The organism is Mesorhizobium monacense (assembly GCF_056781675.1).
Genome location: NZ_CM165567.1, coordinates 4,243,523 through 4,255,454 on the forward strand (window position 1 = coordinate 4,243,523; position 11,932 = coordinate 4,255,454).

Annotated in this window: 10 protein-coding genes; 8 read left to right on the forward strand and 2 right to left on the reverse strand. The window is 64.3% G+C overall.

Translation table 11 applies throughout. From position 1 onward, the window contains the following. Window positions 1–14 precede the first annotated feature (14 nt). The 8 genes from AC1RUK_RS20625 (at window position 15) to AC1RUK_RS20660 (ending at window position 9,909) form a co-directional block, all read left to right on the forward strand. The gene (locus AC1RUK_RS20625; protein ID WP_481839178.1) at window positions 15–1,247 is read left to right on the forward strand and encodes an ROK family transcriptional regulator; all 1,233 of its coding nucleotides are present in this window, start codon (window positions 15–17) and stop codon (window positions 1,245–1,247) included. Between the two features lie 244 nt (window positions 1,248–1,491). Continuing rightward, window positions 1,492–2,553, forward strand: coding sequence for a tagatose kinase (locus AC1RUK_RS20630; RefSeq protein WP_481840089.1), 1,062 nt, complete (start codon window positions 1,492–1,494; stop codon window positions 2,551–2,553). 63 nt (window positions 2,554–2,616) lie between these two features. Beyond that, window positions 2,617–3,345: an SDR family oxidoreductase gene (locus AC1RUK_RS20635; RefSeq protein WP_481839176.1), complete on the forward strand. Its 729-nt coding sequence runs from the start codon at window positions 2,617–2,619 to the stop codon at window positions 3,343–3,345. A gap of 38 nt (window positions 3,346–3,383) precedes the next feature. Next, entirely contained in the window at window positions 3,384–4,157 is a 774-nt protein-coding gene (locus AC1RUK_RS20640) for an SDR family NAD(P)-dependent oxidoreductase (protein ID WP_436171279.1), read from the forward strand. Window positions 4,158–4,372: 215 nt separating this feature from the next. Beyond that, window positions 4,373–6,259, forward strand: a complete 1,887-nt coding sequence (locus AC1RUK_RS20645) for an ABC transporter ATP-binding protein (protein ID WP_481839175.1) — start codon at window positions 4,373–4,375, stop codon at window positions 6,257–6,259. Then, window positions 6,259–8,151, forward strand: a complete 1,893-nt coding sequence (locus AC1RUK_RS20650; protein ID WP_481839444.1) for an ABC transporter ATP-binding protein — start codon at window positions 6,259–6,261, stop codon at window positions 8,149–8,151. Before AC1RUK_RS20645 ends, AC1RUK_RS20650 begins: the two co-directional genes overlap by 1 nt. Further along, window positions 8,152–8,349 (forward strand): hypothetical protein, encoded by a 198-nt coding sequence (locus AC1RUK_RS20655; protein WP_481839174.1) that lies wholly within the window; start codon window positions 8,152–8,154, stop codon window positions 8,347–8,349. 63 nt (window positions 8,350–8,412) lie between these two features. Next, the gene (locus AC1RUK_RS20660; RefSeq protein WP_481839173.1) at window positions 8,413–9,909 is read left to right on the forward strand and encodes an HAL/PAL/TAL family ammonia-lyase; all 1,497 of its coding nucleotides are present in this window, start codon (window positions 8,413–8,415) and stop codon (window positions 9,907–9,909) included. A 166-nt stretch (window positions 9,910–10,075) separates the two neighbouring features. Here AC1RUK_RS20660 and AC1RUK_RS20665 read toward each other — a convergent pair whose 3' ends face one another. Together AC1RUK_RS20665 and AC1RUK_RS20670 are read right to left on the reverse strand one after the other, a co-directional pair. Next, entirely contained in the window at window positions 10,076–10,624 is a 549-nt protein-coding gene (locus AC1RUK_RS20665) for a flavin reductase family protein (RefSeq protein WP_436171275.1), read from the reverse strand. A gap of 63 nt (window positions 10,625–10,687) precedes the next feature. Then, window positions 10,688–11,908, reverse strand: coding sequence for an acyl-CoA dehydrogenase family protein (locus AC1RUK_RS20670; protein ID WP_481839172.1), 1,221 nt, complete (start codon window positions 11,906–11,908; stop codon window positions 10,688–10,690). Window positions 11,909–11,932 lie beyond the last annotated feature (24 nt).

An 11,932-nucleotide genomic window follows, 5' to 3' on the forward strand; every position in this document is an offset into this window, starting at 1 on the left:
CTGGAGAGACCTACGTGAATGACCCGGCGCTGACCGCCAGTTCGCATCGCAGAATTCGACAAAGCAATGAAGTGGCGGCTCTGAGAGCCCTTCACCAGTTTGGACGACTGAGCCGAGCCGAACTCGCACGCAAATTGCGCCTTAACCGCTCTTCGTCGGGGCATATCATCGCCAGCCTGACGGCAGACGGTCTGGTGCGCGAAGCCATCGAGGATCCGCCCGAACAACCGGGTTATGCCCGGGTCGGCCGCCCCGGCATCATGCTGGAACTGGTGCCGGATGCCATATTCTTCCTTGGGGTGGAGATCGGCGTCGAACATATCAGCACGGTCGAGATCGATCTCGGGACCAACATCGTTTCGACGAATGTGGAACCGTTTGACGGACCGTCGATCAGCGTCGAGGCCGCGGTCGATCGCGCGGTGAGCCTGGCTCTGCAATCCATTCCGGCGTCGAAGCTGGAGCGATGCGAGGGCTTTGGCGTCTCGACGCCGGCGCAGATGGACAAGCATGGCCTAGTCCGACTGGCGCCGCTTCTCGGCTGGCGAAACGTTCATCTCGCCGAGCTGGTACGAGACGTCTTGCCGCTGCGCGTTCCGGTGCTTGCCGAGAACGATGCCAACGCATTCGCCATCGGCGCGACCTACGGGCGCAGCGAGGCGCATTCGGGCGTGACGCTGTTTCTCGTGATGGAGAGCGGCGTCGGCGGCGGCATCATCATCGACGGCAATCTTTTTCGCGGCGCCAACGGGCTGGCGGGCGAGATCGGCCACCTGATCATCAGCGACGCGCCAGGTCCGCGCCGCAATCTGGAACAGCTGATCGGCCTTGAAACCATCATGGGCGAATACCGCAAGACCTCCGCCCTCAGCCATCCGGCATTCGGCAACTTCCTGGCCGATGTCCAGGATCGGCTGCCCAGCGCCGTCTCCATCGCCGAGCAGTGGGCAAAGGCCCTGGCAACCGGGCTTGTGCAGGCCTGCCGGATCATCGACGCCGACCGGATCGTGCTGGGCGGTTCGGTCGCCGCGCTCTATTCGCTGATGGCTGCCAGGGTGGCCGCACATATCCACGCCATACAGGAATCCAGCTTCCCCTTCCCATCGATCACGGTGAACGACGAAGGAACCGTCGGTTCCGCTTTCGGTGCAGCCTGCATGCTGCACCAGCGTTATCTGTCTCTGGAGAGCCAGCGTTTCGCCGACGATACGGCGGAACTCGAAGGGCCGGAGGCAGACGAAGGGTGATAAACGCGCGGTCGCTTTTTTTGCAGCGACTTCGCAATGGCACTAATCACTGCAAACTCTCGATCCGATTAATATGTTGCATAAGCATACAAATGCCCATAACGTGCTATTTGGAGGAATAACAGCGCATTCCATCGTGGCCCGTCTCAGGCCGCCGTTTGCTGCCAGTATCAGCGAGCGCGTCCGCGAGACCTGCGGCAAGCGCGCCCTCCGATATCGACGTGCCCAACAGCCGAGCCAGCCGATGCAAGCGGATGCGATTTCAAGTCAGACCAAGCTCGCAGCGGACGCACTCGGGCCGACCGTCGTCATCGGCGAGATCCTGGTGGAGATCATGGCGAAAAGCCGTGGCGACGGTTTCCTCGAACCAATCGAGCTCATCGGCCCCTACCCCAGCGGCGCGCCGGCGATCTTCATCGATCAATGCGCCAAGATCGGCGGCTCGGCGGCAATTGTCGCCTCGGTCGGCGACGATGATTTCGGCCGCCTCAACATCGAACGGCTTCGATCCGACGGCGCGGACATATCGGCCATCTCGGTCAGCCCCGACTATCCGACCGGGAGCGCGTTCGTCCGCTATCGCGACGACGGCTCGCGCGACTTCGTCTACAACATCGGAAAATCCGCGGCCGCCCTGGTCAGCCTGACGGCTGAGGCGAAGGCGCTGTTCGCGCGGGCCGGACACCTGCACGTCATGGGTACAGCTCTTGCCATCCCGGGTGTCTGGGAGATGATGGATCATGCCATCGGCGCCATCAAGCAGCGCGGCGGATCCGTTTCCCTCGACCCCAATCTGCGCAAGGAGTTGCTCGGACACGGACAGACGCGGGAGCGCTTCGCCAGGCTCATCGATGTCGCCGACCTTGTCCTGCCCTCCGGCGACGAATTGTTCGTGGCAGCTGGCGTCGAAGGCGAAACCGCCGCGGTCGCCGCGCTGTTTGCCCGTGGCGTGACGGAGATCGCTCTCAAGCGCGGCGAACACGGATCGACATTTTTCGGCGCCGACGGCTCGCGCCTCGATTGTCCGGCGTTCAGGGTTGCCGAGGTGGATCCGACGGGCGCCGGCGACTGTTTCGGCGGCGCTTACGTCGCTTGCCGGCGCCTCGGCATGCCTGCGTTCCAGGCGCTTGAATATGCCAATGCCGCGGGCGCTCGCAACGTCACCATGCAAGGCCCGATGGAGGGTGCCGCGTCACGCAAGCAGCTTGACGAGTTCATCGCCGTGACCCCGAAAACGTCCGATGAGCGGCCTACTCGGAGACCTGGCGAGGGCGGCGCAATGGTTGACCAATGGGCGTCACGTTGAGAGCGGACGACACAGGTTTGGACACGGCCGTGCGCGGCCAAACAGATAAATTGGAGAATTGAGATGGGTCAGGATCTGTCGGGAAAAGTCATAGCAATCACCGGTGCGGCGTCCGGTATCGGCCTGGCCTGCGCCAAGGCCTGCCTTTCTTCGGGGGCACGCGTCGTCCTTGTCGACTATGCAGAGGATCGGTTGAAGAGCCTGGCGTCGGAACTGGGTTCCAACGCGATCCCGCTGGTGGTCAACCTCACCGACCCAAAAAGCGTGGCGGGCATGATGCCGGCCATTCTGGACAAGGCCGGCCAGCTCGATGTCTTCCACGCCAATGCCGGCGCCTATATCGGCGGCGATTTTACGGACGGCGATCCGGACGCCTTTGACCGGATGCTGAACCTGAACGTCAATGCCGTATTCCGAACGGTTCATGCGGTCCTGCCGCACATGATCGAACGCGGCACGGGAGACATCGTCGTCACCAGCTCCGTTGCCGGCCACACGGCCGTGCCGTGGGAGCCGATCTACACTGCTTCCAAGCACGCGGTTCAGGCGTTCGTCCACGCGCTGAGGCGGCAGGTCGCGAAACACGGCATCCGTGTCGGTGCGATCGCCCCCGGGCCGGTGCTGACGCCCCTCGTCGAAGACTGGCCGAAGGAGAACCTCGACCGGGCGATCGCTGCGGGGACTCTTTTCGACCCGAAGGAAGTCGCCGAGGTCCTTGTTTTCATGCTGACGCGATCGCGCACGGTAACGATCCGGGACGTCGTCATCCTGCCGGCCAACTTCGATATCTGACAGCACGGCAAGTCGGCATCGGAATTGGGAGGAGGACCATGTACCAGGCTCGTTTCAGGGTGGACAACGAGGTCGCCGTGGTGACCGGCGGTGGCCGCGGCATTGGCCTCGCATGCGCGGATGCGCTTGGCGAGGCCGGCGCTTCCCTGGTGATCATCGAACCGGACGAGCAGGTCGGCAGTGCCGGAAGGGATGAGCTGATCGCGAAAGGTCACAAGGCCGAACTGGTGATCGGCGACGTGACATCGTCGGCAAGAGTGACCGAGATTGCCGACATGCTGGCTGGCCGTGGCACGCCTGCTTCGATCCTCGTCAACAATGCCGGCATCGGCAGCAGCGGCATTTCATTGGAGGATGTGGACGACGAACTGTGGCTGCGAATGATGGACGTCAACGTCAACGGCGTCTTCCGTTGCTGCCGCGCCTTCGGCAGGCACATGATCACCGCCCGGCATGGCTCGATCGTCAATCTCGGATCGATGTCCGGCACGATTTGCAATCGGCCGCAGCCGCAGACGCCCTATAACGTCTCGAAAGCGGCCGTCCATCACTTGACGCGCTCGATCGCCGCCGAATGGGCGCCGCATGGGGTGCGCGTCAACGCGGTCGCGCCGACCTACATCGAAACGCCGATGGTTCTGGCGATCCCGGAGAACAAGACGCGGATCGAGGCCTGGTTGCGAGACACGCCGATGGGCCGGATGGGACAGGCGCATGAAGTCGCAAGCGCCGTGCTGTTCCTCGCCTCCGACGCGGCCAGCCTGATGACCGGCGCCGTCGTGCCTGTCGATGCCGGATTTACATGCTGGTAGGACGGCGGCCCCCGAAAATCCCTTCGCGGGCGGCTCGATGCCGCATAAGCGCGTGCACCTGGACACCTCAGCATAGAGTGCCCCAGTTGATCCTCGACAGTTCTCTTCCGCGATCGCCAGGCACAGTGCGATGCCGCCATTGGCACTTGAACGGTCAAGTCGGGCAAGCGTAACATCCCGCTATCTAATTGAGTCTGCTTCATTCGTCCGAGCTAATGCTCGGATTGGTTTGGATACTTTCCTTGAATACGCAAGCCATCGGCGGCGCGCCGGAGCGCGGCAAATCGTTTGCCCATGTGGCCGAAGCCTCGTGGGGCAAGGGCCTCAGCACCTTGCTCCGCATCGTGCGCATGACGCTGCGCCATCCCTGGCAGGTCGCGATCACCATCGCCTCGACGTTCATCGCCGCGACGCTGCAGCTTTTCATTCCGCGCTTGCTGGGACGCGCCATCGATCAGGCGCAGGGCGTGATGGCGGCGGGTGCCGGTGCCGCGGCAGAGCATGCGCTGTGGAATACGGCGCTGACGCTGCTCGTCGTCAGCATCCTGCGCGGTCTCTTCACCATGGCGCAGAACTACTTTGGCGAGGCCGTCGGCCATCAGACCGGCTATGAACTGCGCCTGGCTTTCTACGAGAAGATCCAGCGCCTGAGCTTTTCCTTCCACGACCGGGTCCATACCGGCGATCTCATCACGCTCGGCCTCCTCGACCTCGACGGCGTGCGCATGTTCTTTTCCACCGGCATCCTGCGCGTGGTGCTGCTCGGCGTGCTGATCGGCGTCGGCGCCTATCTGCTGATCAGCACCGATCTCGTGCTCGGGCTGCTCAGCCTGAGCTTCGTGCCGTTCGTCGCCTGGCGATCCTCGGTCACCCAGCTGGCGTTGCGGAGCACCTGGCTGACGCTGCAGCAGCGGCTGTCGGTGCTGAGCCGGGTGATGGACGAGAACCTCGGCGGCATCCGCGTGGTGCGTGCCTTCGCGGCGCAACGGCATGAGCTGGAGAAATTCGACCGCGCCAAGCAGGATGCGCTGGACCTCGCCACCGAGCGCGTCGACATCCGCGTCAGCAACACCAGCGCCATGAACTTCTCGTTCCTGGCCGCCATGGGCCTGGTGCTTTGGTTCGGCGGCCAGAAGGTGATAGCAGGCCAGATCAGCGTCGGCACGCTGGCCCAATTCCTCACCTTCATGACCATCCTGCAGATGCCGGTGCGCCAGCTCGGCCTGATGGTCAACTCGTTCGCACGTGCCTCGACCTGCGGCACGCGGCTGTTCGAACTGCTCGATGCCGAGCTCGATATCGAGGACGCACCCGATGCCAAGGACCTCGTCGTCACCGACGGTGTGCTGCGCTTCGACAATGTCGGCTTCCGCTACGCAGGCGCTAGCCGCCCGACGCTGTCCGGCATCTCCTTCGAGGCCAAGTCCGGCGATACCATCGGCATCGTCGGCCCGCCAGGCACCGGCAAGTCGACCATCGCGCACCTGATCCCGCGCTTCTACGACGTGACCTCAGGCGCGATCACCATCGACGGCCAGGACATCAGCAAGGTCACGCTGCAGTCGCTGCGCAAGGCGGTCGGCGTCGTGCAGCAGGATGCGTTCCTGTTCACCACCTCGATCGAGAACAACATCGCCTATGGCAATCCGTGGGCGCGCGAGACCCGCATCGGACAGGCCGCCGAATACGCCCAGCTGCACAACTACATTATCGGACTTCCCGCGGGCTACACCACGGTCGTCGGCGAACGCGGCGCGTCGCTTTCCGGCGGCCAGCGGCAGCGCCTGACCATCGCGCGCAGCCTGATGCTGCGGCCATCGGTGCTGGTCTTCGACGATTCCACCGCCGCTATCGACGCCGGCACCGAGCAGCGTATCCGGGCGGCGATGAAGCGCTTCGCCAGGGACCGCGTGACGCTCATCATCTCGCACCGGCTGAGCTCGCTGATGCATGCCGACCAGATCCTGTTCGTCGAGGGCGGACGGATCGTCGAGCGCGGCACGCATGAGGAACTGCTGGCGCTGGGTGGACGCTACCGCGCGCTCCACGACCTGCAGCTTCGGCCGGAAGACGACCGACCAGCGGCCATGGGAGCCGCATGATGTCGACACAGAACGACGACGAGAAGGAAGACACCAGCGGGCGGCCGACAAAGGCTGTCGTCGGCTCGCACCGCGATGAGGAAGAGGTTTTCGGCAAGGCCTACGATCCGCACATCGTGCGGCGTATCTGGAGCTTCGTAAAACCCTATCAGGGCCGGATCTTCATCTCGGTCGCCGCCGTGCTGGTGTTCACGCTGACGCAGCTGGCGATCCCGCTGGTCATCCGCTACGCCATCGACCACGGCATGGCGGCGGGCAGGCTCGACCGCTCGGTGATGGTGTGGGCAACCGGCGCCTTCGCGGTCATCATCCTCATCAACTATGCCGCCAGCTATGTGCAGGAGAGCGTCGTCGGCAAGGTGGCCGAGAACGTGCTGTCCGACCTGCGCCGCGCCATGTTCAGCCATTTGCAGCTGATATCGTTGAGCTTCATGGACAAGACCGAGGTCGGCCGGCTGATGTCGCGCCTGCAGGGCGACGTCAATTCGATGCAGGAATTCCTTGAGACGTCGGTGATGTCGGTGGGCGACATCGTGCTGTTATTCGGCATCGTCAGCGTGCTGCTTTGGCTGGATTTCCGGCTCGGGCTGCTGACGCTGGCGACCATGCCGGTGCTGTTCATCGTGCGCCTGTTCTGGCTGCCGCGCGCCAAGGTCGCCTTCATGGCGGCGCACGAGACCAACTCGATCGCCAACGGCGCGCTGGCCGAAGGCATCCATGGCGTGCGCACGGTGCAGAGCCTCGAACGCCAGCATGTCAATTTCGACCTTTATGACGAGAAGGTGCTGGCCAATCTCCGTGCCCATCTTCGGTCGGCGAAATATGCCCAAGTGATGGTGCCGATCGTCGACACGCTGACCGGCATCGCCATGGCGACGGTCATTGTCGTCGGCGGTTCGATGGTGCTGTCGCACAGCCTCGACGTCGGCGTCATGGTGGCGTTCCTGTTCTACATCCAGCGCTTCTTCGACCCGATCCGCTCGCTGACCATGCAGTACAGCGTCATGCAGCGCGCTATGGCTTCGGGCCAGCGCATCTCCGAAGTGCTCGACGTGCCGGTGGACGTCAGCGACAAGGACGGAGCGGTTAGACTGTCGCGCGACATGGACGGCTCGGTCGAGTTCAGGAACGTCACCTTCGGCTATAGGCAGAACCTGCCGGTGCTGAAGAACATCTCCTTCCGCGTCAATCCGGGCGAGACCGTAGCACTGGTCGGCCCGACCGGATCGGGCAAATCCAGCTCCATGGCGCTGGTGCATCGCTTCTACGATGTGTGGTCGGGTCAGGTCCTGGTGGGCGGGCACGATGTCCGCGACCTGACGCAGGATTCGCTCGGCGAGCAGGTGGCGATGGTGCTGCAGGAGCCGTTCCTGTTCTCCGGCTCGGTGCTGGAGAACATCCGCTATCACAAGACCGGCGCCAGCCGTGAGGAGGTGGTGCGCGCGGCTCAAGCCGTCGGCGCGCACGATTTCATCGAGCATCTGCCTGATGGCTACGACACCGAACTCGAGCAGCGCGGCGGCAACCTCTCGCTCGGCCAGCGCCAGTTGATCAGCTTCGCGCGGGCGCTGGTGGCGGACGCCAAGATCCTGGTGCTTGACGAAGCCACGGCCAGTATCGATTCCTACACCGAGATGCTGATCCAGAAGGCGCTGGTAAAGCTGCTCGAAGGCCGCACCGGGCTGGTCATTGCCCATCGGCTAGCCACCATCCGCGGCGCCGACCGCATCATCGTCCTGCAGAACGGCGAGATCGTCGAAAGCGGCAACCACGAGCAATTGATGGAAAGAAAGGGCCTCTACGCCCGCCTCTACAACATGAACTACGCTTCGTTCGACGATATTTCAGAAGGCGAGATGGAACCGGAGGCAGCGGTCGGCAAGGCGACGTGATTGGCGCAGGTTCGCGCGTGGCGGCATCACAATCTTGAACGATTTAAAGCCGGCAAGCCGCTGGTGCTAACCACCGTCACTTTGCGCTCGGCGGAGCGCAAGGACGAAAGCGCGTCCTGGGAGATGCCCTCGCCGGTGATCACCTCGATGATCACCGGCATTTCGCTGCCCATCGACGGCGGTTATACCTGTCGATGAGGCCGAGCCACCTTGTCGACTGGGCCCATTTCCTGAACATCAATCATAGGATACATGCAGGACATGACGCTCAGAATGATACTCCTCGATGCCAAGCCGCTCGGCGCGGCCGATGTCGCCGAGATCGCACGTCGAAATGCTCGCCTCATTCTGGGCGAGGAGGCGATGCGCCGCATCCGCGCGAGCCGTGCCGTCATCGAGCGTCTCGCGCAACTCGGCAAGCCGATATACGGCGTCACCACCGGCCTCGGCGCTTGTGTCGACACGCCGCTGGCGCAGGCCGATCTGATCGCCTTCCAGCATAGCGTGCCGCTCAGCCACAGCATGGGCATCGGACCGGCGCTGGCGACCGATGCCGTGCGGGCAATGATGGTAGCGCGCATCTCGGGCATGGCCGCGGGCGGCACCGGCGCCTCCGAGCGTGTGGTCATGGGCCTGGTGGCGGCGCTGAACGCCGGCGTCCACCCGGTCATCCCCGCCTGGGGATCGATCGGGGCGGCGGACCTCGCGCCTCTCGGCCATATGGCGAGGGCGCTGCGCGGCGATGGCGAGGTGGAGTTCCAGGGCAAGGTCATGCCGTCTGCCGAGGGGCTCGCGCTTGCCGGGCTCGCGCCGCTCGACCTGCGCGAGAAGGACGGCCACGCCATCATTGTCGCCAACAGCCTTTCGACCGGAACGGCCTGCCTCTACCTCGAGGACGTCGCGCATCTCATCGACTGGTCGATGGCCGCAGTGGCGCTCAACTACGAGGCCTTCCGTTCGTCGCTGACCGCAATCGACGAGGACGCGCTGTCGGCGCGACCGGCGTTCGGCCAGCGCGAGATCGGCGCGCGCCTGCGGGCGGAGCTCGAGGGAAGCGGGCTGTGGCAGGAGAATGCGGCGCGGCGCATCCAGGACCCGCTCAGCTATCGCTGCGTGCCCCAGGTGTGGGGCGGCCTGCTCTACGCGTTGGAACAGGCAAGGCTGGCGACCGAGATCGAGCTGACCCATTCAGGCGACAACCCGGTGATCCTGCCTGCTGCCGAACGGGTCATCTCGAACGGCAATTTCGACCTTACGGCGTTGACGCTGAGCTGGGAACAGCTCGGCCAGGCCCTCGCGCATTGTGCGGTGGGCACCGCCAACCGCTGCATGAAGCTGATGTCGCCGACGGTGGCGGAACTGCCGCGCTTCCTGTCGGCCAGGGGCGGCAGCCGCCAGGGTTATGCCGAATTGCAGAAACCGCTTGCCGGCCTGGAGGCCGAGATCCGGCATCTGGCCAATCCGATGTCGCTCAGCCCGCTTGCCGTTTCGGACGGCATCGAGGATCAGTCGTCGATGGCGCCGCGGGTGGTGGCAAAGACGGCCGAGATCATCGTGCGCCTGCGCTACCTGGTTGCGATGGAACTGATCTTTGCGGCGACCGGGGTGGAACTGCGCGGCGTTGTCGACAGTATGGGCGAAGGGCCGCAACGCACCTATGCCGCCGTACGCGCGCTCGTCAGCCCGCTCGACGACGACCGCGAAATGAGCGCCGACATGACGCGGATTGCCCGGATGGTGGCGGGGCCCCGGTGCTGAGCCGGCGCCTCGTGGCGCCCTTTCGGCGCATCGGCGTTTTCGAGCACCCGTGGAACCCGGATCGCTTAGAGCGGTTCAGCTTTTGATAGAACCGCCGACCCGCTCTAAGTATTTGTTTTTACGCAATTCCGGACGGAAAACCGCTACGCGTTTTCCTGGAGTTTCTCTAAAGAAAACGCGACGAATCGAGAAGCTCGGCCACGCCGTCAAGTTGCTTGTGCAGGCGATGCCAGCGACGGTCGAGATAGACCAGCGAATGCGCCTCCGGAAGGACCTCCTCAGGCTGCACCTCGCCTTCCAGCAGTTCCGCCGCGACCAGCGTCGCGCCCTCGATAGGCAGGAGGCCGAGCCGGCGGGCGCGGAACCAGGTCGAAACTCCGGTGTAGCGCGGTTCGCCCGTGGGCAGTCGCGTCCAGGCGCCCCCCGGCGGGAAGCGTTCCGCGCCGCTCGACGCGCAGAGTTGCGCCAGGTCGATATCGGTGAAGCGGAGCAGGTGGATCACCATGGTCTCGGCCCGCAGCATGGGCTCGGACGAGGTGGATTTCATCGAAAGCGAGAAGGCGACGACCGGCGGCGCGGCACTTACCGAGATCAGCGAGGACACGGTCATCGCCACCGGTCGGTCGCCGGGGTCGGCCGTGATCACGGCGACACCGGCCGGATGGTGGCGAAAGGCTTCGCGGAAGGCGTTGGTCATCGGATGCGGGAAGCTCATCGACGTGTCTCTTCTGCAGCATGAAAGGGGGCCGGGCGGCGTCCGCTGCCCGGCCCTTCGGAACTACTTCTTCTCGATCAGATCATAGAACTGCCAGACATGGTTGCTCCAGACACCACCTATGTAGCGGCCGGCCGACGTGACGATCGACGGCGCGATCGTGAAGTGGTTGGCCGCCACCATCATCTCGCGGAAGATGCGCTGCATCACGCCAGCGCGCAGCGACGCGCCGCCCGCCGCGCGATAGGCGAAGTTGCAGATATCGACGCCCACCTCGTGGATCTCGGACTTGGCCAGATGGACAAGGCTGATCTGCCGCGTCGAGGTTCTGTTGCCGGCCTCGACCGTCGCCTCGATGTCGCGCCAGACTTCGAAGACAAAGGCGCGGGCAGCGCGATAGCGGGCCTCGGCGCGGCCATAGTCGTGCCAGAACTTCTCGCTCTCGCCGATAAGCCCGGCACGGCCCGACTTCGTGCGGGCGAACTTGGCGATCTCGTCCAGCATACGCCGCCCGGCCCCCAGTGCCCAGCCGGTATGGCCGATGGCGGCGAGACCTACGACCCCGAGACTGAAGAACTCCTTCTGGCGCAGCGGCGGTGCGGTCAGGATCGGGAAGACGAGATCGTCGGCGATGAAGACGTCCTCGGCCGCATAGTCGATGCTGCCGGTGCCGCCGAGGCCCAGAACGTCCCAATTGCCGAGCTGCTTGTGCTCGGAGATCGGCGCATGGGCGCACATGATGATCACGTTGCCCTTGTCGTCCTTGGTGGGCTTGCCGGAGCCATCGTCGACGAAGGCGGCGCTGTGGCTGTAGGTGGCGTGGCTGAAGCCGCTGCCATAGCTCCACTTGCCGTTCAGCCTGTAGCCGCCGTCGACCTTCTTCAGCATGCCGAGCGGCGCGCCCTGCCCCGAGAAACGATTGTCGGTGCCCGGCGCGAAAAGCCGCTCGACCGCACTGTCGGGCAGGAAGGCCGCCGACATTGCGCCGATGCAGCAATGCACCATGGAAACCCAGCCCGCCGATCCCGAATGCCAGGTGATCGCCTCTATGAGTTCGAGGCCCTGGGTGGGTGGCAGCTGCGCGCCGCCGAGGCTCTCGGCGGCGAAGATATGCGACATCCGCAGCGGCTTCAGCACCTCGAACGTGGCCTGGGTCAGTTCACCGCTCTCCTCATCGGCGGCGGCATTGGCTTCCAGGATCGGGCCGATCTCCGCGATCGTCTTCAGCATGTCGCCATGGTCGACGGTGGTACCCCAGTAGCCGTGCTTAATCGGTTTGTTCATCGTCTTTCCTTCCTCCTTCAAATG